General features: G+C 71.0%; 20 protein-coding genes. 4 read left to right on the top strand and 16 right to left on the bottom strand.

The features are described from left to right. Positions 1-11 precede the first annotated feature (11 nt). The 13 genes from pgi to STRNI_RS31225 form a co-directional block, all read right to left on the bottom strand. Complete coding sequence (gene pgi / locus STRNI_RS31285) at positions 12-1,667, bottom strand: glucose-6-phosphate isomerase (protein ID WP_277413345.1); 1,656 nt, start codon at positions 1,665-1,667, stop codon at positions 12-14. Between the two features lie 56 nt (positions 1,668-1,723). Further along, on the bottom strand, positions 1,724-2,974 hold the full coding sequence (locus STRNI_RS31280; protein WP_277412425.1) for an MFS transporter: 1,251 nt from the start codon (positions 2,972-2,974) through the stop codon (positions 1,724-1,726). A gap of 256 nt (positions 2,975-3,230) precedes the next feature. Next, the gene (locus tag STRNI_RS31275; RefSeq protein WP_078518748.1) at positions 3,231-3,566 is read right to left on the bottom strand and encodes an RNA polymerase-binding protein RbpA; all 336 of its coding nucleotides are present in this window, start codon (positions 3,564-3,566) and stop codon (positions 3,231-3,233) included. Between the two features lie 155 nt (positions 3,567-3,721). Further along, positions 3,722-3,958, bottom strand: coding sequence for a preprotein translocase subunit SecG (gene secG, locus STRNI_RS31270; RefSeq protein ID WP_018091876.1), 237 nt, complete (start codon positions 3,956-3,958; stop codon positions 3,722-3,724). A gap of 141 nt (positions 3,959-4,099) precedes the next feature. After that, positions 4,100-4,876 (bottom strand): triose-phosphate isomerase, encoded by a 777-nt coding sequence (gene tpiA / locus STRNI_RS31265; protein ID WP_109888996.1) that lies wholly within the window; start codon positions 4,874-4,876, stop codon positions 4,100-4,102. A gap of 5 nt (positions 4,877-4,881) precedes the next feature. After that, positions 4,882-6,084 (bottom strand): phosphoglycerate kinase, encoded by a 1,203-nt coding sequence (locus STRNI_RS31260; protein WP_159490355.1) that lies wholly within the window; start codon positions 6,082-6,084, stop codon positions 4,882-4,884. A gap of 114 nt (positions 6,085-6,198) precedes the next feature. Next, the gene (gene gap, locus STRNI_RS31255; protein ID WP_018091879.1) at positions 6,199-7,203 is read right to left on the bottom strand and encodes a type I glyceraldehyde-3-phosphate dehydrogenase; all 1,005 of its coding nucleotides are present in this window, start codon (positions 7,201-7,203) and stop codon (positions 6,199-6,201) included. Between the two features lie 335 nt (positions 7,204-7,538). Next, the gene (gene whiA, locus STRNI_RS31250) at positions 7,539-8,528 is read right to left on the bottom strand and encodes a DNA-binding protein WhiA (protein WP_018091880.1); all 990 of its coding nucleotides are present in this window, start codon (positions 8,526-8,528) and stop codon (positions 7,539-7,541) included. Further along, positions 8,519-9,580 carry a gluconeogenesis factor YvcK family protein gene (locus tag STRNI_RS31245; protein WP_018091881.1) on the bottom strand — a complete coding sequence of 354 codons (1,062 nt, stop codon included), beginning with the start codon at positions 9,578-9,580 and terminating at the stop codon, positions 8,519-8,521. Before STRNI_RS31245 ends, whiA begins: the two co-directional genes overlap by 10 nt. Next, positions 9,577-10,521, bottom strand: a complete 945-nt coding sequence (rapZ, locus tag STRNI_RS31240; protein ID WP_018091882.1) for an RNase adapter RapZ — start codon at positions 10,519-10,521, stop codon at positions 9,577-9,579. The genes STRNI_RS31245 and rapZ overlap by 4 nt, the downstream gene beginning before the upstream one ends. After that, positions 10,518-12,608 (bottom strand): excinuclease ABC subunit UvrC, encoded by a 2,091-nt coding sequence (gene uvrC / locus STRNI_RS31235; protein ID WP_266448824.1) that lies wholly within the window; start codon positions 12,606-12,608, stop codon positions 10,518-10,520. Before uvrC ends, rapZ begins: the two co-directional genes overlap by 4 nt. Positions 12,609-12,924: 316 nt before the next feature. Further along, positions 12,925-13,815 carry a hypothetical protein gene (locus STRNI_RS31230; RefSeq protein WP_159490357.1) on the bottom strand — a complete coding sequence of 297 codons (891 nt, stop codon included), beginning with the start codon at positions 13,813-13,815 and terminating at the stop codon, positions 12,925-12,927. Between the two features lie 4 nt (positions 13,816-13,819). Continuing rightward, positions 13,820-14,476, bottom strand: a complete 657-nt coding sequence (locus STRNI_RS31225) for a papain-like cysteine protease family protein (protein WP_266448829.1) — start codon at positions 14,474-14,476, stop codon at positions 13,820-13,822. A gap of 240 nt (positions 14,477-14,716) precedes the next feature. Between STRNI_RS31225 and STRNI_RS31220 the strand changes: the two genes are divergently transcribed. Further along, a complete protein-coding gene (locus tag STRNI_RS31220) occupies positions 14,717-15,655 on the top strand; it encodes a hypothetical protein (RefSeq protein ID WP_018091886.1) in 939 nt (312 codons plus the stop codon). Between the two features lie 27 nt (positions 15,656-15,682). Here STRNI_RS31220 and STRNI_RS31215 read toward each other — a convergent pair whose 3' ends face one another. Continuing rightward, the gene (locus tag STRNI_RS31215; RefSeq protein WP_277412424.1) at positions 15,683-16,096 is read right to left on the bottom strand and encodes a Rieske (2Fe-2S) protein; all 414 of its coding nucleotides are present in this window, start codon (positions 16,094-16,096) and stop codon (positions 15,683-15,685) included. Between the two features lie 252 nt (positions 16,097-16,348). Between STRNI_RS31215 and STRNI_RS31210 the strand changes: the two genes are divergently transcribed. Both STRNI_RS31210 and STRNI_RS31205 read left to right on the top strand, forming a co-directional pair. Further along, complete coding sequence (locus STRNI_RS31210) at positions 16,349-17,407, top strand: LacI family DNA-binding transcriptional regulator (protein WP_277412423.1); 1,059 nt, start codon at positions 16,349-16,351, stop codon at positions 17,405-17,407. Further along, positions 17,404-18,414, top strand: a complete 1,011-nt coding sequence (locus tag STRNI_RS31205) for a carbohydrate kinase family protein (protein ID WP_277412422.1) — start codon at positions 17,404-17,406, stop codon at positions 18,412-18,414. Before STRNI_RS31210 ends, STRNI_RS31205 begins: the two co-directional genes overlap by 4 nt. 194 nt (positions 18,415-18,608) lie before the next feature. Here the strand turns inward: STRNI_RS31205 and uvrA are convergent, their stop codons facing one another. Both uvrA and STRNI_RS31195 read right to left on the bottom strand, forming a co-directional pair. Continuing rightward, complete coding sequence (gene uvrA / locus STRNI_RS31200; protein ID WP_159490365.1) at positions 18,609-21,563, bottom strand: excinuclease ABC subunit UvrA; 2,955 nt, start codon at positions 21,561-21,563, stop codon at positions 18,609-18,611. 261 nt (positions 21,564-21,824) lie between these two features. Beyond that, positions 21,825-22,547 carry a TetR/AcrR family transcriptional regulator gene (locus STRNI_RS31195; RefSeq protein ID WP_277412421.1) on the bottom strand — a complete coding sequence of 241 codons (723 nt, stop codon included), beginning with the start codon at positions 22,545-22,547 and terminating at the stop codon, positions 21,825-21,827. A gap of 59 nt (positions 22,548-22,606) precedes the next feature. Between STRNI_RS31195 and STRNI_RS31190 the strand changes: the two genes are divergently transcribed. Continuing rightward, entirely contained in the window at positions 22,607-24,163 is a 1,557-nt protein-coding gene (locus STRNI_RS31190; RefSeq protein WP_277412420.1) for an FAD-dependent oxidoreductase, read from the top strand. Positions 24,164-24,286: the final 123 nt, after the last annotated feature.

Genomic DNA, 24,286 nt, shown 5'->3' with positions numbered 1-24,286 from the left:
GACCGCGGGGATCAACGCCCGTGCAGCTCCCGGTACTTGGCGACCAGACCGGCGGTGGAGGCGTCGAGGCCCGGCACCTCGGCGCCCTCGGTCAGGGCCGGTTCGACGCGCTTGGCGAGGACCTTGCCCAGCTCCACGCCCCACTGGTCGAAGGAGTCGATGTTCCACACCGCGCCCTGGACGAACACCTTGTGCTCGTAGAGCGCGATCAACTGGCCCAGCACGGACGGGCTGAGCTCCCCGGCCAGGATCGTGGTGGTGGGGCGGTTGCCCGGGAACGTCTTGTGGGGCACCAGTTCCTCGGCCACGCCCTCGGCGCGCACCTCGTCCGGCGTCTTGCCGAAGGCCAGCGCCTGGCCCTGGGCGAAGAGATTGGCCATCAGCAGGTCGTGCTGGGCGACCAGACCCGGCTGCAGATCGGCGACCGGCTCGGCGAAGCCGATGAGGTCGGCCGGGATCATCTTCGTGCCCTGGTGCAGGAGCTGGTAGTAGGCGTGCTGGCCGTTCGTCCCGGGCGTACCCCAGACGACGGGCCCCGTCTGCCAGCCGACGCGGTTGCCCTGGCGGTCCACGGACTTGCCGTTGGACTCCATGTCCAGCTGCTGCAGATAGGCGGTGAACTTGGAGAGGTAGTGGCTGTAGGGCAGCACGGCATGCGACTGGGCGTCCCAGAAGTTGCCGTACCAGATGCCGAGCAGCCCCAGCAGCAGCGGGGCGTTCTCTTCCGGCGGGGCGGTGCGGAAGTGCTCGTCGACGAGGTGGAAGCCGGCCAGCATCTCGCGGAAGCGCTCCGGGCCGATCGCGACCATCAGCGACAGGCCGATCGCGGAGTCGAAGGAGTAACGGCCGCCGACCCAGTCCCAGAACTCGAACATGTTGTCCGTGTCGATGCCGAACTCCGCCACCTTCTCGGCATTGGTCGACAGCGCCACGAAGTGCTTGGCGACGGCCTCTCCACCGTCGGCGCCCAGGCCGGCCAGCAGCCACTCACGGGCCGAGGTGGCATTGGTGATCGTCTCGATGGTGGTGAAGGTCTTCGAGGCGATGATGAACAGCGTCTCGGCCGGGTCCAGATCGCGGACCGCCTCGTGCAGATCGGCGCCGTCCACATTGGAGACGAAGCGGAACTGCATGTCCCGGTGGGTGTAGGCGCGCAGCGCCTCGTACGCCATCGCCGGGCCCAGGTCCGAGCCGCCGATCCCGATGTTGACGACGGTTTTGATGCGCTTGCCGGTGTGGCCCTTCCAGTCGCCGGAGCGGACCCGGTCGCTGAAGATGCCCATCCTCGTCAGGACGTGCTGCACGCCGGGGACGACGTTCTCACCGTCGCTCATGATGACCGCCGAGCCGGGCGCGCGCAGCGCGGTGTGCAGCACGGAGCGCCGCTCGGTGATGTTGATCTTCTCGCCGCGGAACATCGCGTCCCGCAGCTCGGCCACACCTGTCGCCGCGGCCAGCTCGCGCAGCAGCCCCAGCGTCTCGTCGGTGACCAGGTGCTTGGAGTAGTCCAGGTGCAGATCGCCGACCTGGAGGGTGTAGCGCTCGGCGCGCGCGGGATCCCGCTCGAACAGCTCGCGCAGATGCACCTCCGCCAACTGCTCCCGGTGCTTGCCCAGCGCGGTCCACTCAGGCATCTGGTCGAGCCTGCTGCGGCCTTCTGCGTTCATCTCCGACATCAGCCTTCTTTTCTCGTACCGGCCCCGCCAACTCCCAACCTAATTGATCAGCGCGCGGTACGAGGTATCTGTCCGCTGTCCGACGAGGCGCCGTCGGCTGTCTGAAGAACAGGTATCAACGCGGCGGCGCCCAGCGCCAGCAGGGCGGCGGCCAGCAGCGCGGGGGCGTTGGGGCCGTATGCCGTGGCGGCCGCACCGCCGCACAGCGCGCCGAGCGGTGTCCCGGCGACGGAGACCGTACGGAAGGCGGAGCTGATCCTGCCGAGCATCCCGGCCGGGCTGCGCTGCTGCACGACCGTGGTCTCGACAACGTTCCACACCATGCCGGCGAAGCCGAACAGGCCCAGGAGCACGGCCGCGAGCCAGACCGTGCGCAGCGTCCCGAAGCCCACCAGGGTCACGGCCTGGAGCACTCCGGCGACCAGCAGGGTGCGGCCCTTGCCGCCGGCCACGGCGATCGTCCGGTCCGCGAGGAGCCCGCCCACCACCATGCCGATGCCGTAGCCGGTGGTCACCACGGCATACCCGAAGTCCCCGGCACCCAGCCAGCCCTTGACGACCACCACCAGGGTCGCGATCAGCGCCCCGATGCCGACATTGCCCAGCGCCACCGACACACAGAACGCGCGCAGCACCCGGTCACGCCACAACTGCCGTATGCCTTCGCCGATTTCGCGCCGGACGGTGCGCCCGGAGGTGGCCGGCGGCCGGTCCGGAGGGCGGGTGCGCAAGGAGGCGACGAGGGCGGCCGCGACGAAGTAGGTGGCCGCGTCGGCCAGGAACGGGAGTGCGGCGCCGAGCCCGATGAGCACCGGGGCCAGCGGACCGCCGACGAACCGGCCGGCCAGCTCCTGACCGGTCATCAGCCGGGCGTTGGCGGCAGCCAGCGCCTCCTCGGGCACCACCGCGGGCAGCAGGGCCGTGGCGGCGTTGTCGAACAGTGTCTGGAGGGTGGTGAGCGCGAAGGCCAGCGCGAGCAGCAGCCCGATGCCCACCCGGTCGAGCACCACTGCCAGCGCGAAGCCCGCCATCAGCACCCCGCGCAGCACATCGACCGCCCACATCGCCCGCCGCTGGTCCACCCGGTCGGCGACCGCGCCGCCCAGCAGTCCGAAGAACAGCCAGGGAAGGAAGCCGCAGGCGGTGACGAGCGAGATCAGCAGCGGTGAATCGGTCAGGGCGTAGGCGAGCAGCGGGAGCGCCGTGCCGCGCAGCGCGTCACCGAAGCGGGAGACGGCGGCGGCGCCCCACAGCCGGCCGAAGCCGCCGCGCCGGACGAGCACGCCCGCATCTGCCACGCGGTCCGTCTCCGCGCCCGTTCCACTGCCCGCCATGCCGCCCCCGTCCGCATCGTCCGCATCGTCCGTGTACGGAAAACGGTACGGGCGACCACTGACAGTGGCCCTCGGGCGACTTCCCCATCCGCTGCCTCAGATGCGGCCCGCGGCCGGACACGGAGCGGGTACGGCCCGCGAGGGCGCCTACACGCGGCCGGCCCGGCCGGAGGGGGTGTGTGTCCCTCCGGCCGGGCCGGCCGAGAAATGTGCTGGTCCGTCAGATCTCGCCGCGGAGCTTGGCGAGCGCCTCCGCGAGGATCGCCTCACCGTCGGCGTCACTGCGACGCTCACGGACGTAGGCGAGGTGGGTCTTGTACGGCTCGGTGCGCGGCGGGTCCGGCGGGCTTTCCCGGTCCTTGCCTGCCGGGAAACCACAGCGCGGGCAGTCCCAGGTGTCCGGAACCTGCGCATCGCCGGCGAAGCTGGGCTGCGTCTCGTGCCCGTTGGAGCACCAGAAGGAGATGCGGGTGCGCGGCGCGGACTCGCCGCGCTCGGCCTCCCCCATCGGCCCCGCCCCGACCCGACTTCCTCGGATCGCGTTGCCACTTGCCACGGTCGTAACTCCCTGCGTAATGGTGCTGCACAGCCTCTCGCAGCAGCTGCGCTGCGGAACGCCCCAGTCTACGTAAGGCCCAACGCGCGTCCAGTGGCTGGAGTTACCCGTCCGAGGACGCCACCCTCATGATAGGCCGCCCTTCCGACGCCTCGTCAGTTGCTGAGCTTCATCAGGATGCCGAGCGCGACAATGCAGGCGAACCACAGCAGACCCACCACGATGGTGATGCGGTCGAGGTTGCGCTCGGCGACCGAGGAGCCACCGACCGAGGACTGCATGCCGCCACCGAACATGTCGGACAGACCGCCGCCCTTCCCCTTGTGCATGAGCACCAGCATCATCAGCAGCAGGCTGAAGACGATGAGGGCGATCGAGAACCCGATGACCACGGCTGGACCAACTCTCTAGGACTGACGGACGGACGTATGGATCACGATATACGGAACAAATAGTGCGGGGCCGGGGGCGGTGCTGCTGCACCGGTCCCGGCCCCGACAGGGTACGACGAGGGCTCCCCCTCGTCATAGCTGCTACTGGTCGCGGAAACGGACGATCTTCACAAACTCGTCCGCGTCGAGTGCCGCGCCGCCGATCAGCGCGCCGTCCACATCGGGCTGCGCCATGATCGCCGCGACATTGCCGGACTTGACCGAGCCGCCGTACTGGATGCGGACCTTGTCGGCCAGCTCCTGGCTGTAGAGCTCGGCGAGGCGGCCGCGGATCGCACCGCAGACCTCCTGCGCGTCCTCGGGGGTGGCGACCTCGCCGGTGCCGATGGCCCACACCGGCTCGTAGGCGATCACGATGGTCTCGGCCTGCTCGGCCGGGACATCGGCCAGACCGCCGTCGACCTGGGCGAGGGTGTGCGCGACCTGGTTGCCGGCCTTGCGGACGTCCAGGCCCTCACCGACGCACAGGATCGGGGTGATGCCGTGCCTGAAAGCGGCCTTGACCTTGGCGTTGCAGATCTCTTCGTTCTCACCGTGGTACTGGCGGCGCTCACTGTGGCCGATGGCCACGTACGCGCACTTGAGCTTGGCGAGCATCGCGCCGGAGATCTCACCGGTGTAGGCACCGGAGTCGTGCGCGGAGAGATCCTGGGCGCCGTACTTGATCTTGAGCTTGTCGCCGTCGACCAGCGTCTGCACCGACCGCAGATCGGTGAAGGGCGGCAGGACCGCGACCTCTACGGCGTCGAAGTCCTTGTCGGCAAGGGCGAAGGCGAGCTTCTGGACGTGGGCGATGGCCTCGAGGTGGTTGAGGTTCATCTTCCAGTTGCCCGCCATCAGCGGGGTACGGTCAGTCACGTTGTTCAGTCCTCCAGAGCGGCGAGGCCGGGGAGCGTCTTGCCTTCGAGGTATTCGAGGCTGGCGCCACCGCCGGTCGAAATGTGGCCGAATGCAGTCTCGTCGAAGCCCAGCAGACGCACGGCGGCGGCCGAATCACCGCCACCGACGACGGTGAAGGCGGGCGAGTCCAGCAGCGCCTGGGCGACGGCCTTGGTGCCGCCGGCGTAGTCGGGGTGCTCGAAGACACCCATCGGGCCGTTCCAGAAAACGGTGCCCGCGTCGGCGACCTTCGCGGCGTAGAGCTCGCGGGTCTTCGGGCCGATGTCCAGGCCCTCCTTGTCGGCCGGGATGGCGTCCGCGGCGACGGTCCCGGGGTTCGCCGGGGCCTTGGTCTTCAGGTCCGGGAATTCGGCGGAGACCAGAACGTCGACGGGGAGCACGAACTCCACGCCGCGCTTCTCGGCCCGCGCCAGGTACTCCAGGCAGGCCGGGACCTGGTCCTCCTGGAGCAGCGAGATGCCCACCTCGTGGCCCTTGGCCTTGAGGAAGGTGTACGCCATCCCGCCGCCGACCAGGATGCGGTCGGCCTTCTCGATCAGCTGGTCGATGACGGCCAGCTTGTCGGAGACCTTGGCGCCGCCCAGCGCGACGACGTAGGGGCGCTTGACGTCCTCGGTGAGCTTCTTCAGGACGGCGACCTCGGCGGCGATCAGGTCACCGGCGGCGTGCGGAAGACGCTGGGGCAGATCGAAGACGGAGGCGTGCTTGCGGTGCACCGCGCCGAAGCCGTCGCCCACGTACAGGTCCGCGAGGGCGGCGAGCTGGTCGGCGAAAGCGCCGCGCTCGGCATCGTCCTTGCTGGTCTCGCCCGCGTTGAAGCGGAGGTTCTCCAGCACGGCCACCTGGCCGTCGGCCAGGCCCGCGACCACGGACCGGGCGGACTCGCCGACCGTGTCGGTGGCGAACGCCACGTCCTGCCCGAGGATGTCACCCAGCCGCGCGGCCGCCGGGGCCAGCGAGAAGGCCGGGTCCGGCGCGCCCTTGGGACGGCCCAGGTGCGAGGCGACGATCACCTTGGCGCCGCGCTCGACGAGCTTGGCGATCGTCGGGGCGACGGCACGGATCCGGCCGTCATCGGTGATGGCGGTGCCGTCCAGCGGCACGTTGAGATCAGCGCGGACAAAAACGCGCTGTCCGGCGACCTGGAGGTCGTCGATCGTCTTCATGAGAAGTGACTCCGTGTTTGCGTAGCTCGGCCATGGGACGGGGCCCGTACGACGCTTCTTCGCGTCATACGAGCCCCGTCCTCACATCTCGGTGCCTCGGGCGTCAACCAGCGATCAGAGCTGGCCGCCGACGAAGGTGGTCAGGTCCACCAGGCGGTTGGAGTAGCCCCACTCATTGTCATACCAGCCGACGACCTTGACCTGCTTGCCCTGGGACATGGTCAGCGAGGAGTCGAAGGTACACGAGGCCGGGAAGTTCACGATGTCCGAGGAGACGATCGGGTCCTCGGTGTACTCCAGGATGCCCTTGAGCTGGCCCTCGGCGGCCTTCTGGAAGGCGGCGTTGATCTCGTCCTTGCTGACCTCGCGGTCGAGCTCCAGGACCAGGTCGGTGACCGAGCCGGTGGGGACCGGGACGCGCATGGCGATGCCGTCCAGCTTGCCCTTGAGCTGCGGGAGGACCAGGGCGGTGGCCTTGGCGGCACCGGTCGAGGTCGGGATGATGTTCTCCGCGGCGGCGCGGGCGCGGCGCAGGTCGCTGTGCGGGAAGTCCAGGATGCGCTGGTCGTTGGTGTACGCGTGGACCGTGGTCATCAGGCCCTTGACGATGCCGAAGTTCTCGTCGAGAACCTTCGCCATCGGCGCCACACAGTTGGTGGTGCAGGAGGCGTTGGAGATGACGTGGTGCTTGGCCGCGTCGTACTTGTCGTTGTTGACGCCCATCACGATCGTGATGTCCTCGTCCTTGGCGGGCGCGGAGATCAGGACCTTCTTGGCACCGGCCTGGATGTGCTTCTCGGCGTCGGCCTTCTTGGTGAAGATGCCGGTCGACTCGATGACGATGTCGGCGCCGAGCTCGCCCCAGGGGAGGTTCGCCGGGTCGCGCTCAGCCATCGTCTTGAAGGTCTGGTTGCCGACCGTGATGGTGTCGTCGGTGTGGCTGACGTCCTGCTTGAGGCGACCCAGGATGGTGTCGTACTTCAGCAGGTGAACCAGGGTGGCGTTGTCGGTCAGGTCGTTGACACCGACGATCTCGATGTCCGCGCCCTGCTCCAGGAGCGCGCGGAAGTAGTTGCGACCAATGCGGCCGAATCCGTTGATGCCTACGCGGATCGTCACGAACCGATCTCCTCGTTAGGTGCGCCGATGGGGTACCGGCGAGCTGTATGGGCTGTCCCCGACCGCCTCCGACCCTACCCCCAATAAGAGACGTACGTGACATTGACAAACGGGCCTTCGTACCCTCAAACGAGCAGCTACAGAAGGGCTCCTGGGCCCTCAAACGAGCGAGCCCAGAAGCGCTCCCGGCCCCTCAAACGAGCGGTTTGAACGGCCCTTGTGCGCGCCCTCCCGCGCCTCCCCCGACGGCACCGTTTCGGAAGTGACGCCGGGGGCGCGAGGGGGTGCCCGGTGGGGTGCGAGGGGATGCCCGGTGGGGTGCGAGGCACCGGTCGTCAGCCGACCATGCCCTCGGCGAGTTCCTCGGTGAGGTTGGACTCGGTGCCGGGAATGCCCAGGTCCTGGGCGCGCTTGTCGGCCATCGCCAGCAGCCGGCGGATCCGGCCGGCGACCGCGTCCTTGGTCAGCGGCGGGTCGGCGAGGGCGCCCAGCTCCTCCAGCGAGGCCTGCTTGTGCTCCATCCGCAGCCGGCCGGCCGCCGCGAGGTGCTCGGGGACCTCCTCGCCCAGGATCTCCAGGGCCCGCTGGACCCGGGCGCCCGCGGCGACCGCGGCGCGCGCCGAGCGGCGGAGGTTGGCGTCGTCGAAGTTGGCGAGGCGGTTGGCGGTGGCGCGGACCTCGCGGCGCATCCGCCGCTCCTCCCACGCGAGCACCGACTCATGGGCGCCGAGCCGCGTCAGCAGGGCACCGATCGCGTCACCGTCACGGACGACGACCCGGTCCACGCCGCGCACCTCACGGGCCTTGGCACCGATACCGAGCCTGCGCGCGGCGCCGACCAGTGCGAGCGCCGCCTCGGGCCCGGGGCAGGTGACCTCCAGGGACGAGGAGCGGCCCGGCTCGGTCAGTGAGCCGTGGGCCAGGAAGGCGCCGCGCCAGGCCGCCTCGGCGTCGCAGGTCGCGCCGGAGACCACCTGTGGGGGAAGCCCGCGGATGGGGCGGCCGCGGCCGTCCACCAGGCCGGTCTGACGCGCCAGCTGATCGCCGCCGGCCACGACCCGTACGACATAGCGGCTGCCGCGGCGCAGGCCGCCGGGGGCCATCACCACCAGGTCGGAGCTGTGCCCGAAGATCTCCAGGATGTCCTTGCGCAGCCGGCGGGCGGCGATGCCCGTGTCCAGCTCCGCCTCGATCACGATGCGTCCGCTGACCAGGTGCAGACCGCCCGCGAACCGCAGGATCGACGAGACCTCCGACTTCCGGCAGCAGGTCCGGGTGACGGGGAGCCGGGAGATTTCATCCTTCACCGCTGCCGTCATCGCCATGGGCCGATCCTTCCATGCATCCGAAAAATACGGTCGTACGCGGCTGCCAGCAGCTCCGGGTCATGCCGGTCGGGGGCTCCCCCGGCGTTCGACCGGGCGTCGTCTCCTTGTGCGGCGACCGCCGCCAGCTCGACCTCGCTGCCGACCAGCTGCTTGGCGGCAACCGTCAGACCTTCGATGTCGGGCACGGCGGCCTTGTCGGCCAGCACCACGTCGAAGGCGAGTTTAGGGGCGTGTCGGGCCAAAACCTCCAAATGACGCTGCGGGGAGAAGCCATCGGTTTCGCCCGGTTGGGGCGCAAGGTTGAGCGAAAGGACCTTTCGGGCCTTGGTCTCCTCCAGCGCCTCGCGCAGCTCCGGCACCAGCAGATGCGGGATCACGGAGGAGAACCAGGAGCCGGGGCCGAGCACCACCCAGTCGGCGTCGCGCACCGCACAGGCCGCCTCGGGGACGGCCGGCGGGTCCTCGGGGACCACATGGACGGACTGCACCTCGCCGCGGGTGAGCGCGACGGTGGCCTGACCGCGGACCGTCGTGATCTCGTCCGGCCGGTCCTGGTCATGGCCCCTGACCTGGGCCTGGAGTTCCAGGGGCACCGCCGACATGGGCAGCACCCTGCCATGCGCGCCGAGCAGCTTGCCGACCAGGTCGAGTGCCTGGACATGATCGCCGAGCTGCTCCCACAGGGCGACGATCAGCAGATTGCCGACCGCGTGGTCATGCAGCTCGCCCTCGCTCTCGAAGCGGTGCTGGATCACCCGGGACCAGGTCTGGCCCCAGTCGTCGTCGCCGCACAGCGCGGCCAGCGCCTTGCGCAGATCGCCGGGCGGCAGCACGCCGAGCTCGTCGCGGAGCCGGCCGCTGGAGCCGCCGTCGTCGGCGACCGTGACGACGGCGGTCAGGTCACCGGTGATACGGCGCAGCGCGGTCAGCGAGGCGGACAGGCCCATACCGCCGCCCAGTGCCACCACCTTGGGGGTGGCACCCTTCGTCATACGGCCGCTGGGAACGAATCGGCGGACCCGGCGCAGCCGCGGTGTACGCCCGGTCACTCGCGCCCCATGTCCCGGTGGACGACGACGGTTTCCACTCCTTCGGACACCAGGCGGTGGGCGAGCTTCTCGGACATCGCGACGCTGCGGTGCTTACCACCCGTGCAGCCCACGGCGATGGTCACATAGCGCTTGCCCTCACGGCGGTAGCCCTCGGCGACGATCCGCAGCAGCTCGGCGTAGCCGTCCAGGAACTCCTTGGAGCCGGGCTGGCTGAAGACGTAGTTGGAGACCTCGTCGTTGAGACCGGTGAAGGGGCGCAGCTCGGGGACCCAGTGCGGGTTGGGGATGAAGCGGCAGTCGATGACCATGTCGGCGTCGACCGGCAGGCCGTACTTGAAGCCGAAGGACATGACCGTGGCGCGCAGCTCGGGGACCTCCTCGCCGGCGAACTGGGCGTCCATCTTGGCGCGGAGTTCGTGGACGTTGAGGCTGGAGGTGTCGATGACCAGGTCGGCGTCGCCGCGCAGCTCGCGCAGCAGATCGCGTTCGGCGGCGATGCCGTCGACGATCCGGCCGTCGCCCTGGAGGGGATGCGGGCGGCGCACCGATTCGAAGCGGCGCACCAGGGCCTCGTCGGAGGACTCCAGGAAGACGATGCGGCGCTTGACGTTCTGCGCGTCGAGGGTGGCCAGCGATTCCTTGAGGTTGGCGAAGAAGCGGCGGCCGCGGACGTCGACGACGACCGCGATCCGGGCGACATTGCCCTGCGAGCGGGCGCCCAGCTCGACCATCGGGGCGATCAGCTCGGGCGGGATGTTGTCGACCACGAACCAGCCGAGGTCCTCCAGGCACTTCGCGGCCGTGCTGCGGCCGGCGCCGGACATCCCGGAGATGATCACCAACTCGGGGATCGCGGCGCTCTCGCCCTTGTCGGTCGTGCCCGTACTCACCTGTGCACCGTCTCTCTCGGTTTCCTGCGATTCGTGCGGTGTGCTCATCGGTCCTGCCCCCGTTCTGCTGACAACGCGGCCGGTGGGGCCCCGTCATCCTCAATGATCTCTCCTGTGGCGGTGTTCACCGCGGGGGCGGACGGTGCCGCCCCGGCCAGCGCGGCGGCGACCGTCTCCGCGGTCTTGCGGCCGACGCCCGGGACCTCGCAGATCTCGTCGACGGTCGCGGCCCGCAGCTTCTTCAACGAGCCGAAGTGCTTGAGCAGTGCCTGGCGGCGGGTGTCGCCGAGCCCGGCGACGGTGTCGAGCGGCGAGGACTTCAGCCGCTTGCCGCGCTTGCTGCGCTGGTAGGTGATCGCGAAGCGGTGTGCCTCGTCGCGGACGCGCTGGAGGAGGTAGAGGCCCTCGCTGCTGCGCGGCAGCACCACCGGGTCGTCGTCCTCGGGCAGCCAGACCTCTTCGAGGCGCTTGGCCAGGCCGCAGACCGCGACATCGTCGATGCCGAGCTCGTCCAGGGCCCGGCGGGCGGCCGCGACCTGCGGGGCGCCGCCGTCGACGACCACGAGCTGGGGCGGGTAGGCGAAGCGCTTGGGGCGGCCGTCCTCGTCGGTCGGGCGGCCGGCCATCGGGTCCGGCTCCGGGTCGTCCGGGCCCGCGGAGACGGTGGCGGCCGTGGCGCCGTTGTCGTCGACGCGGGCGTCGCCGGCCGGCTCCTCCGTCCACTCGCCGGCCTTCTGCTTCTCCTGGAGATAGCGCTTGAAGCGGCGGCCGATGACCTCGTGCATGGACCGGACATCGTCCTGGCCCTGGAAGGTCTTGATCTGGAAGCGGCGGTATTCGCTCTTCCGGGCGAGACCGTCCTCGAACACCACCATCGAGGCGACGACGTCATCGCCCTGGAGGTGGGAGATGTCGAAGCACTCGATACGCAGCGGCACCGAATCCAGGCCGAGGGCCTCGGCGATCTCCTCCAGGGCGCGCGAGCGGGTGGTCAGGTCGGAGGCGCGCTTGGTCTTGTGCAGCGCCAGGGCCTGCTGGGCGTTGCGGGCGACCGTGGCCATCAGGTCCTTCTTGTCGCCCCGCTGCGGGATGCGCAGCGAGACCTGCGCGCCGCGGCGCCCGGAGAGCCATTCGGCGACCGGCTCGACGGGCTCGGGGAGCGCCGGGACCAGGACCTCCTTGGGGACGGCGTCGCCCTGCTCCTCGCCGTACAGCTGCTGGAGGGCGTGCTCGACGAGATCGCCGGTGGTGACCGCCTCGACCTTGTCGGTGACCCAGCCGCGCTGGCCGCGCACCCGGCCGCCGCGGACATGGAAGATCTGGACGGCGGCTTCCAGCTCGTCCTCGGCGACCGCGATCAGATCGGCGTCGGTGGCGTCGGCGAGCACCACGGCGCTCTTCTCCATGGCCCGCCGGAGCGCCCCTATGTCGTCACGCAGCCGGGCGGCGCGCTCGTACTCCATCTCCTCTGCCGCTTCCTGCATCTGACGCTCCAGGCGGCGGATGTAGGCGCCGGTGCGGCCGGCCATGAAGTCGCAGAACTCCTCGGCGAGTTCATGGTGTTCCCCGGCGGAGATCCGGCCGACGCAGGGGGCCGAGCACTTGCCGATGTAGCCGAGCAGGCAGGGGCGGCCGATCTGGGCGGAGCGCTTGAAGACACCGGCGGAGCACGTCCGTACGGGGAAGACGCGGAGCATCAGGTCGACGGTCTCGCGGATGGCCCAGGCGTGGCCGTACGGACCGAAGTAGCGCACGCCCTTCTTCTTGGCGCCGCGCATGACCTGGACGCGCGGGAACTCCTCGTTGAGGGTCACCGCGAGATACGGATAGCTCTTGTCGTCGCGGTACTTGACGTTGAAGCGGGGGTCGAACTCCTTGATCCAGGTGTATTCGAGCTGGAGTGCCTCGACCTCGGTGGTGACGACGGTCCACTCCACGGAGGCGGCGGTGGTGACCATCGTGCGGGTACGCGGATGGAGGCCGGCCAGGTCCTGGAAGTAGTTGGCCAGCCGCTGGCGCAGGCTCTTGGCCTTGCCGACGTAGATGACCCGGCCGTGCTCGTCGCGGAACTTATAGACCCCCGGCGAGTCGGGGATCTGTCCCGGCTTGGGTCGATAGCTGCTGGGGTCTGCCATGCACACCACCCTACTGACCGCCACCGACAATCACGGTTCCCGGACGCCCGTTCCCGGCCGGGCGGCGGGCGGGGCGTGGCCGGTACTCGTCCGTCACCGGGCATCGGGGCGGCGGGCGGTCGTGGCACGGGGTGCCCGTCGGGGCGGGGCGGGCAGGCGGCAGGCGGATCGTGGGGGGCCGTGGGGGGCCGTGAGGTCGGTTCGCGCGGCGGCTGCTCCCCCCACCCCCGCCCCCTCCCCCGAAGGGGGAGAGGGGGCGGGGGCGGGGAAGACCTGCCCGCCGCGCGGACGGCATGCGACGGGCAGGCGCACCGGGTCAGCCGCTGCGTCGCCGGCGCAGTGCCGCCGAGACGGACAGCCCCAGGGCCAGCAGGGCGGCGGCGCCCGCCACGGTCGTGGCCGCGGTCACCGGCAGGCTGTCGTCCGTGAACGCGCCCGCCGTGACGGGCTGCTGGGCCGGTGCCGGCTGGGCCTGTGGCTTCTCGGCACCGGCGGCGGCCTCCGGCCCGTAGCCGCCGGCCTCGCCGCGCCGGTCGTACGCGGAGCCCGGCAGCTTGTCCCCGTAGGCCTTCGCCACCCGCTTCTGGTAGGCGGCGACGGTGGTGCCGTGTGGCCCGACGGCCTTGCGGGCGTCGACGTCCAGCGGCTCGATCCGGTCGCCGCGCTGCACGTACCAGGCGTCGATCTGCGGCTCGTGGAAGACCGTGCCGCCCTTCGCCCGCGCGGCCCCGGCCGCGGTGTAGCGGGTCTCGTCGTCGCCGGCGGCGATGTTGACGACCTTCCAGGCGGCGCCCTGCCGCACGGTCCATACGGAGGCCGTGCGGCCGTCGGTGGCGACGGCCTTGCTGGCGAGGAACTCCAGGCGGGCGACGGGGGCCGCGGTCCTGCCGCGTACGAAGTCCGGTGACAGGGCGTAGACGGGGACGGTGCCGCCCTCGATGTGCGGAACGGCCGGCGCGGCGCCGGGAGCCACGGCCGGCGCGCCGGCGCGCTTGCGGTCCGCGGCGAAGAAGCGGGCCAGGGTGTCCAGTGTCGCGGGGGCGGTGGCCGCCTCGTGGGCGGCGGCGACGCTCGCGCGGGCGGGGGCCTGGGGCGTGGGGGCGGGTGCGGCCAGTGCGGCAGGCGGGGCCAGGCCGATGAGGGTGGTCGCGAACGCTCCTGTGGCGACGGCGCGAAGGGTGGTGCGGACGGCGGTGCGCTTCGTCATGGCCTCAGGCTCCTATCCGGTAGAGGGAGTGCGTCCAGGAGAAGGAGCTTCCGTTCACGTAGTAGTCGAAATCGCCCCAGTTGTAGCGGGAGTTGGTCGCCCAGGGATCACCCCAGTAGATCCAGTTTCGATCTGTGTCATAGCCATAGACCACGTGCATATGGCCACCGCCGGAGGACCACTGGATGCGGGTCTCGACGGGCCGGTTGGCGTCGATCTCGCTCTGCACGGTGCCGGAGCGCAGCCAACCGGTCACATAGGAGCCGGAGTTGATGCCCATCCAGTTGAGGGCGGTCTGCACATTGCCGAGAGTGGCCTGGTTGTTGGGGCAGTCGCTGCCCTGCTGACGGTTGAAGGCGGCGTTGCAGAACTGGTTCTGGCTGTAGTTCCTGCCGTACCAGGTCGCGATGGTGTTGCCGGAGGCGGCCCAGCACCAGTTGGTGTTCTCCTGGGCCTGCATGGAGATGTTGAGGCGGTTGGCGGCGAAGCGCGGTGCTGCGGCCGTATCCGCGGCGGTGGCGGCGGGGGTGTGCGCCGGGGGTGTGAGGGGCGCGGCCGAGGCGACGGTCGCGCCGGTGAGCAGGGTCAGTGCGGCGGTGGTGAGCGCGGCGGCCGACAGCCATCTGCGGCGGGAACGGCGTGCGTGGGGTGCACGAGTCATGGCGTTCCTCCCGAACAGGGGGGTGAGGGGTGAGAGGAGCGCATCCGGATGCTGATGAGGAGCATCAGGTGTTGTCGCAGGCAGGTCAACACGCTTCAATGCGGAAGGACATGGGGGTGTGGACGGACGGGCCCGGATGTGAACGGCCGGTGCCCGGCGTACCGCAGTGAACAGGAACGCAGAGTGTGCAGCGCGCGATCCGGTTGTGAACGTTCACCCGCGCGCCGGAGGAATGAGGCAATGGCACAGAACACTCCGCAGTCGGCCGAGCTGGCACAGCTGCTGCAGACCGGTCCGTTCCATCTCGCGCTGCGCTCCGCGCTCACCGAGCGCGGGCTCGCGCTCACCCGCGTCCAGCACAAGCTCGCCCAGCGTGGCATCACCATCGGCGTGACCAGTCTGAGCTACTGGCAGCAGGGCGCCCGGCGGCCGCAGCGCCCCGAGTCGCTGCGCGCGGTGCGCGCCCTGGAAGAGGTCCTGGAACTGCCCGCGCACTCGCTGCACCGGCTGCTGGTGCCGGAGGGCGCCGCCCGCCCGGACGCCGAGCGGCCGGCCGCCCGCACGTACCGCTCCCTGGTGGCGCCCGCCGCCGCGCTGCAGCAGCTGTTCGCCGAGCTGGAGACGCCCGCGGACGGCGGACTGCACACCGTGGGCCATCACGAGCGGGTCGCCATCGGGCCCGGTCGTCAGCTCCTCACCCGCGAATCGCTCCAGGTGGTCCGGGCCCACCGGGACGGCGTGGACCGCTATGTCGCCATTCACCGGGGCGAGTCGGGCTGCGAGACGGACCGGGTGCGGGTGCGGGCCGCGGAGAACTGCCGGCTGGGCCGGGTCCGCGGGCACGCCGAGACCGGGGTGGTGGTCGCCGAGCTGCTCTTCGACGCCCGGCTGCGGGCCGGTGACACCCATGTCTTCGGTTACGTCTTCGAGGACGGCAGCGGCGGTCCGAGCAGTGAGTATCTGCGCGGCTTCAGCTTCGCCGGCGGACAGTACGTCCTTCAGGTGCGCTTCGACGACGCGGCGCTGCCGGTGCGCTGCCGCCGCTTCGCCCAGACCTCCGCGGGCGCCCCGCGCAGCGGCCAGCAGGATCTGACGCTCAGCGGCCGGCACCGCGCCGTGCACCTCGTGGAGCAGGGGGTACGGCCCGGGATACTGGGCATCGCCTGGGACTGGGGGTGAGTCGCGCGGTGCCGGCGGGCCGGCGCCTCAGCCCGCGATCAGCTTGCCGCCCTTGGCCTTGACCGGGACCTCGGGCAGCGGCTCGGACGCCGGGCCCTGGAGGACCTCGCCGGTGGTGACGTCGAAGCGGCTGCCGTGGCAGGGGCAGCTGCCCTCCTTCTTCTCGACGTCGGCCAGGACGCAGCCGGCGTGGGTGCACTTGGCGCTGAAGCACTTGTACGTGCCCTTGGCGGGCTGCGACACCACGAGCCGGTCCTCGCGGTAGAGCTTGGCGCCGCCGACCGGCACCTCCGCGGCGGCCCCGAGTTCGACCGGCTCGTCGGGCACCGCTGAGGCGTTCGCGCCCGAGTCCCCCGTCGAGCAGGCCACCAGCCCGAAGCCGGCGGCCCCGGCGAGCGCGGCTCCCCGCAGCACGGTTCGGCGGTCGGGGGACTGGCTCATGGCTGCTCCAGAGGTCAGGGCCGGAGGGGGATCAGAGGGGGTCGGAGGCCGGCGGCTCCTGACGATACCGGCACAGATCGTTCCGCTTCCGCCCGGGCCGGGCACCTGGTCGACCCCTAACGTAAACGCTTACGTAAGCGTTTACGTTAGGGGTCGGAGGCTCGTAGTGTGGTGGCCTTCGCGCCTTCGCGGGATGAGCCCCGGAAGGCCGGGGCACCACCGGGGTGCCGCACACGCGGGAGGAAGAGCCGGATGACGACGATGGTGGATGTGGCGCGGCGGGCGGGGGTCTCGGTCGCCACGGTCTCGCATGTGCTGAACGAGACCCGGCCGGTGCGCCCCGGCACCCGGGCCGCGGTGCTCGGCGCCATGGACGAGCTCGGCTACACCCACAACACCCTGGCCCGCTCCCTGGTCACCTCCCGCACCCGCTCCATCGGCCTCGCGGTCTCCGCGATCAGCAATCCGTACTTCACCGAGATCCTCCAGGGCGTCGAGGCCGGCGCGCTGGAGGCCGGCTACAGCCTGCTGATCGCCGATCCGCACGACGATCCGCGGCATGAGTGCAAGGTCGTCCGGCTGCTGCACGAACGACGGGTGGACGGCATGATCGTCGCGCCGTCCGCGGAGCCCGCGGAGATGGTGGAGTACCTGGGCCGGCGCAAGGTGCCGACGGTCTTCCTGGACCGGCTGGTCGGCGACGGCCATGACCAGGTGTGCGCCGAGAACACCGGCCCGATGCGTCAACTGGTGGAGCATCTGGCCGACTTGGGGCACACCCGGATCGGTCTGGTGGCCGGCCTCCCCGGGCTGAGCACCACCACCGAGCGGGTCGAGGGCTACCGCGAGGGGCTGCGCGCCCGCGGTCTGCCGTTCGTGCCCGCACTCCTCGCCGGGGGAAATTCCGAGGCGGCGGGCGCCCAGGACGCCACCCGGCAGCTGCTCGCCGCGGCCGAACCGCCCACCGCGATCATCACCGCGAACAACGCGATGACCATCGGCGCGCTGCGGGCGCTGCGCGAACTGGGCCGGGAGGTGCCCCGCGATACCGCGCTGGCCTGCTTCGACGACTTCTCGTGGGCGGAGCTGTTCACGCCCCGGCTGACCGCGATCGCCCAGCCCAGCAAGGACCTCGGGGCGGCCGCGGTCCGGCTGCTGCTGGAGCGCCTGGAGGAGCCGGACCGGCCCCCGCGCACCGTCCGCCTCCCCTGCACCTTTGTGCACCGCACGTCGTGCGGCTGCGCCGAACCCGCCCCGCCCACGCGCCCGGCCGCACCCCAGGCCGCCCAGGAAAGGAACCGCACCCCGTGATCGTCGTCGCCGGCGAGGCACTGATCGACCTCGTCCCCAGCCCGCAGAATCCCCTCCCGGCCGCCCATGACGGGAGCCCCTCCGCCGCCCCGGACGGCCCGTTGCCGGCGTTGCTGCCGCGGCGCGGCGGTGGCCCGTACAACACCGCGGTCGCGCTGGGGCGGCTGGGCTCGCCCGCCGCGTTCTGCTCCCGGATCTCGACCGACGCCTTCGGCGAGGCGCTGCTGGACGGGCTGCACGGCGGTGGCGTGGACACCTCTCTGGTGCAGCGCGGCAGTGAGCCGACCACCCTCGCCGTGGCGGACATCAGCCCGGACGGGTCGGCGGGTTACGGCTTCTATGCCGACGGCACCGCCGACCGGCTCTTCACCCTGCCGCCGGTGCTGCCCGCCGCGGCCCGGGCGCTCTCCCTCGGCACCTGCTCGCTCGTGCTGGAGCCGGGCGCGAGTGCGTATGAGTCGCTGCTGCGCCGCGAGGCCCGGCGCGGGGTCTTCACGGCGCTCGACCCCAACATCCGGCCCGGTCTGATCCCCGACCCGGATGCCTACCGGGCGCGCTTCCGCTCCTGGCTTCCCGACGTCGCGCTGCTGAAGCTCTCCGAGGAGGACGCCCTGTGGCTGGCGGGATCCGGCGAGGGGCCGGGCGGTGCCGTGGGCGGGGGCCGGGAAGCCGCGCTCTCGGCGGCGAAGGAGTGGCTGGCCGCGGGGCCCGCGGCGATCGTCCTCACCCATGGCGGGGACGGTCTGACGGTGCTGACGCCGGGCGGCGGCGCGCTGACGGTGCCCGGCGAACCGGTCACCGTCGTCGACACCATCGGCGCCGGCGACACGGTCAATGCCGCACTGCTGCACCGTCTGGACGCCCACGACGCCCTCTCGCGCACCGCCGTCGCCGCCCTCGGCGCCGAGGACTGGCAGGACATCCTGCGCTTCGCCGCCCGCGCGGCCGCCGTCACCTGCTCGCGGGCGGGCGCGGAGCCGCCGTTCGCGGCGGAGCTGGCGGCGTAGCCCGGAGCGGGGCGCGGCGCGGGGACGCGGAGTGATCCTGAGGCAGGTGCCGGGCGGCGCGCTCCGGCGCGGGGCGTACGGGCCGACCGCCGCCGGCGTACCGTCAGGCCCGCCGCACCGTCACCACGACGGGCCGCCACCGCCCCCCGTTGCGCGGAGAGCGGTGACGGCCCGGCGGGAACGGCCCGTTGGGGTCAGGAGACCCGGCGGGTGCGCGCCGTGGTCTTCTTGGCCGCGGTCTTCTTCGCCGCGGCCTTCTTGGCCACCGGCTTCTTGGCGGATGCCTTCACCGGCGCGGCATCACTGACGCGGTCGCCGAGGATCTCCCGCAGGAACTTGCCGGTGTGGCTGGCCGGGATGGACGCGATGTCCTCCGGGGTGCCTTCGGCGACGACCAGACCGCCGCCGTTGCCGCCCTCGGGGCCCATGTCGATGACCCAGTCGGCCGTCTTGATCACATCGAGGTTGTGCTCGATGACGATCACTGTGTTGCCCTTGTCGACCAGGCCGGACAGCACATTGATCAGCTTGCTGATGTCGTCGAAGTGCAGACCGGTGGTCGGCTCGTCGAGGACATAGACCGTGCTGCCCGTCGAGCGCTTCTGGAGCTCACTGGCCAGCTTGACGCGCTGCGCCTCACCACCGGAGAGCGTCGGCGCGGACTGCCCGAGCCGGACATAGCCGAGGCCGACCTCGTGGAGCGTCTTGAGATGCCGGGCGATGGTCGGCACCGCCTCGAAGAAGCTCAGGGCCTCCTCGATGGGCATGTCCAACACCTCGGCGATGGACTTGCCCTTGTAGTGGACCTCCAGCGTCTCCCGGTTGTAGCGCGCCCCGTGGCAGACCTCGCACGGCACATACACATCCGGCAGGAAGTTCATCTCGATCTTGATGGTGCCGTCGCCGGAGCAGTTCTCGCAGCGGCCGCCCTTGACGTTGAAGGAGAAGCGTCCCGGCAGATAGCCGCGGACCTTGGCCTCCATCGTCTCCGCGAAGAGCTTGCGGACATGGTCGAAGACGCCGGTGTAGGTGGCCGGGTTGGAGCGGGGGGTGCGGCCGATCGGCGACTGGTCGACATGCACGACCTTGTCCACCAGGTCGTCGCCGGCGACCCGGGTGTGCCGGCCGGGCACCGACTTGGCGCCGTTCAGCTCGCGCGCGAGGTGGGTGTAGAGGATGTCGTTGACCAGCGTCGACTTGCCGGAGCCGGAGACTCCGGTGACGGCGGAGAACACCCCGAGCGGGAAGGAGACGTCGATGTCGCGGAGGTTGTTCTCCTTCGCGCCGTGCACCGTCAGCTGCCGCGCCGGGTCGGCGGGCCGCCGGATGTCCGGTGTCGCGATGGCCTTCTTGCCGGCCAGATACTGACCGGTGATCGATTCCTTGTTGGCCAGCAGCTGCTTCATCGGGCCGCTGTGCACGACCCTGCCGCCGTGCTCACCGGCGCCCGGGCCGATGTCCACGACCCAGTCGGCGACCTTGATGGTGTCCTCGTCGTGTTCGACGACGATCAGGGTGTTGCCCATGTCGCGCAGCCGCACCAGGGTCTCGATGAGCCGGTGGTTGTCGCGCTGGTGCAGACCGATCGACGGTTCGTCCAGGACGTAGAGCACGCCCACCAGGCCGGAGCCGATCTGGGTGGCGAGGCGGATGCGCTGGGCCTCACCGCCGGAGAGGGTGCCGGCCGCGCGGTTCAGCGAGAGGTAGTCCAGGCCGACGTCGACCAGGAACTTCAGCCGTTCGTTGACCTCCTTGAGGACCCGCTCGGCGATCTTCTTCTCGCGCGCGGTGAGCTTCATGTCCCGCAGGAAGTCGGCGCAGTCACTGATCGACATGGCCGCGACCTCGGCGATCGACCTCTGCTGGACCGTGACGGCGAGCACGATCGGCTTGAGCCGGGTGCCCTCACAGGTCGGGCAGGGCACCTCGCGCATATAGCCCTCGAAGCGCTCCCTGCTGGTGTCGCTCTCCGCCTCGGAGTGCCGCCGCTTGACGAACGGCACGGCGCCCTCGAACGGGGTGGTGTAGGCCCGCTGGCGGCCGTACCGATTGCGGTAGCGCACCTCGATCTGGGTCTTGTGGCCCTGCAGCAGGGCCTTCTTGGCGCGGGCCGGCAGCCCGGCCCACGGGATGTCCGTCCGGAATCCAAGGGCGTCCGCCAGCGCGCCGACCAGGCGGCCGAAGTACTCCTTGGTGTGCCCGTGCGACCAGGGGTGGATCGCGCCCTCGTCGAGGGAGCGGTCCTCGTCGGGGACGATCAGCTCGGGGTCGACCTCCATGCGCGTACCGATGCCGGTGCAGTCCGGGCAGGCGCCGAAGGGCGAGTTGAAGGAGAAGGAGCGGGGCTCCAGCTCCTCGAAGGAGAGATCGTCATAGGCGCAGTACAGATGCTCCGAGTACATCCGCTCGCGCTGCGGGTCGTCCGGATCCAGGTCGACGAAGTCGAGGATGACCATGCCTCCGGAGAGCCCGAGGGCGGTCTCGACGGAGTCGGTCAGCCGCCGCTTGGCGGTCTCCTTGACCGTGAGGCGGTCGACGACCACCTCGATGGTGTGCTTCTCCTGCTTCTTCAGCTTGGGCGGCTCGGCGAGGTGGATCGTCTCCCCGTCCACCCGCGCACGGCTGTAGCCCTTGGTCTGGAGGTCGGAGAAGAGATCGACGAACTCGCCCTTGCGCTCGCGCACCAGCGGGGAGAGCACCTGGAAGCGGCTGCCCTCGGGCAGCTCCAGCACCTTGTCGACGATGGCCTGCGGCGACTGCCGGGCGATCGGCCGCCCGCACTCGGGACAGTGCGGCTTGCCGATACGGGCGAAGAGCAGACGGAGGTAGTCGTAGACCTCAGTGATCGTGCCGACCGTCGAGCGCGGGTTGCGCGAGGTCGACTTCTGGTCGATCGACACCGCGGGGGACAGGCCCTCGATGAAGTCCACATCGGGCTTGTCCATCTGCCCGAGGAACTGCCGGGCGTAGGAGGAGAGCGACTCGACATAGCGCCGCTGCCCCTCGGCGAAGATCGTGTCGAAGGCGAGCGAGGACTTGCCCGACCCGGAGAGCCCCGTGAAGACGATGAGGGAGTCGCGGGGGAGGTCGAGCGAGACGTTCTTGAGGTTGTGCTCGCGAGCGCCACGGACGATGAGACGGTCGGCCACGCCGGTCGGCACCTTTCTTGGAGGGGGCGGGGGCCGCGGCTCTGCGTCCGCCGCTCGGTGGTGAGCAGAGGCGGCGGAGCGGAGCGGAGCCCCGCCCCAGGGTATGGGGCCCGCCGCGGCACTGTCTTTGAGATGCCACACACGAGCTTATAGCACGCGCATTCGATTTAACGGACTCGCAAGCCCTCTTCACCCGAACGTGTGGCGGCCCCACAATCTTCCCGCCCCGCCGCACGCCCGTACGCTGCGGGAACGCGCCCGTCAGGCAAATCCGGGCAGCGCCCGCTCCAGCGCCTCGAACGTGCGCCGCAGCACCTCCGTCTGCTCAACGGCCACCTCGTCCACCGGGTCACCCTTGAGCTGCCGGGTCGCGGCTTCGACGTACGCCACCCGGATCGCCGCGACGATCAGCGCCGCACCCAGCCGGGCGTCATGAGCGGGCCGGTCCGTATCGCCTCCCGCGATCTCGGCGAGCAGCGCGGCGAGAGTGTCCTCCATCTCCTCGACCGCCTCCCGCCCCCGCGCCCGCAGCGCCGGTGAGTCCAGCGCCGTGCGCCAGAAGTGCTCGAACCCCTCCCCCACCCCGCCCAGCGGATGCCGCTCCGCCAGCAGGCCGAGCACGAGCCGGCGCAGCGCGGCGAGCGGCGGCTCGTCCTCCCCGCGCTCCCGGACGGCGCGGACGATCAGCTCCCGGGCCTCGGGGATCCGGTCGAGGAAGAGGTCCTCCTTGCGCGGGAAGTAGTTGAAGACCGTCATCGTCGACACCTCGGCGGCACGGGCCACCTCGGCGACGGTGACGTGGTCGAAGCCGCGCCGGATGAACAGCAGCGTGGCCTCACCGGAGATCCGCTGCCGGGTGCGCAGCTTCTTGCGCTCGCGGAGCGTCAGCCGCCCCTCCTCCACCCCGAAACCGGTCTCCGGCTGCCGGCCCCCCGGCCGCTCACCGTCCGGCGCCTCACCACTGCGCCACCCCTTGTCCACCATGCCCGGAATTTTACGCCACCTTTTATTCGCAACAAATTTTTAGTCACTACACTTACTCCATGACGCATGACGCAGACGTAGTGGTGGCGGGGGGCGGCCCGGTGGGGCTGATGCTCGCCTGCGAACTCGCACTGGCAGAGGTCTCGGTGATCGTCCTGGAGCGGCTCACCGAAGTGGACACGACGATCAAGGCGGGGGCGATCAACTCCCCCAGTTCGGAGGCCTTTTACCGGCGCGGGATGCTGCCCGCCCTGGCGGAGGCACAGCGCGAGGCCTTCGAGAGGTTCAGCTCGTTCCTGCGGCAGCGGCAGGCCGCCGGCGCCTCCACGGTGCGGCAGCCGCCGAAGTTCGCCGGGCATTTCGCGGGCATCATGCTGCGCGGCGACCTGCTGGACGAGTCCGACCCGGACTTCGACGGCCACGGACCCGCCGCCGACGTCGGCCTCGTACCGCAGGAGGCGCTGGAGCGGCTGCTCGGCGCTCGCGCCGCCGAACTGGGCGTCGACCTGCGCCGCGGGGTGACCCTGACCGGCTTCGACACCGACGACGACGGCGTACACGTCCACACCTCGGACGGGTCGCTGCGCACCGGCTGGCTGGCCGGCTGCGACGGCGGCCGCAGTACGGTCCGAAGGCTCGCCGGCTTCCCGTTCCCCGGCACGGACCCCGAGATCACCGGCCGTCAGGCCCTGGTGGAGATGACCGGCACCGAGGAACTGGGGGCCGGCTGGAACTGGACCAAGACCGGGACGTATGTGCACGGGCCGATGCCCGGCCGGATCCTCACCGTGGAATTCGACGGGCCGCCCGCGGACCGCGAAGCGCCCGTCACCGCCGAGGAGTTGGAGGAGTCCCTGCGCAAGGTGTCCGGGGTGCCGGGCGTCGAGATCCACAAGGTGCTTTCGGCGACCCGGTTCACTGACCATGCGCGCCAGGTTCCCGACTACCGCTCCGGACGGGTACTGCTGGCCGGTGACGCGGCCCATGTGCACTCGCCGTTCGGCGGCCAGGGGCTGAACCTCGGCATCGGGGACGCGATGAACCTCGGCTGGAAACTGGCCGCCACGGTACGCGGCTGGGCGCCCGAGGGGCTGCTCGACACCTACACGGCCGAGCGGCACCCCCTGGGCGCGTGGGTGCTGGAGTGGACCCGGGCCCAAGTGGCCCTGATGCGGCCGGAGTCGCACGCCCGGGCTCTGCGCGAAGTGATCTCGGAACTGACCGGAACCACCACCGCCACCACCTTCTTCGCCAAGAAGATCTCCGGTGTCGCACAGCGCTACGACCTGCCCGGCGACCATCCGCTGACCGGCCGCAGCGCACCGGACCTGGAGCTCTCCGACGGCACCCGGCTCGCCGGCCATCTCCACGACGGCCGCGGGCTGTTGCTCGATCTCGCCGATGACGCCGGGGTGCGCGAGCGCGCCGCGGGGTACGGCGACCGGGTGCGGATACGCACCGCGGCCTGCCCCGGACGGCCCGGCCTGGCCGCTCTGCTGGTGCGGCCGGACGGCTGCACCGCCTGGGCGGCGGACTCCGGCGCCCAGGACACCCGGGAGGCTCTGGACGCAGCGCTCCGGAGCTGGTTCGGCACACCGGACGGCCAGGCGGCCTGACCCCCACCACGGGTGGCGCGGACCGGCCGGGCCGGCCGGCTGATACGCGCCACCCGCCCCGCCCGCGTACGCCCCGACCGGCGCCGGCCGACTCCCGAACCCGCCCCGACGGCGCTAGCGTCG

The organism is Streptomyces nigrescens, assembly GCF_027626975.1.
In the GTDB taxonomy this organism is placed as follows: domain Bacteria; phylum Actinomycetota; class Actinomycetes; order Streptomycetales; family Streptomycetaceae; genus Streptomyces; species Streptomyces nigrescens.
Note: the sequence above shows the minus strand (reverse complement) of the source record. Positions and strands in the feature narration are given on the sequence as shown.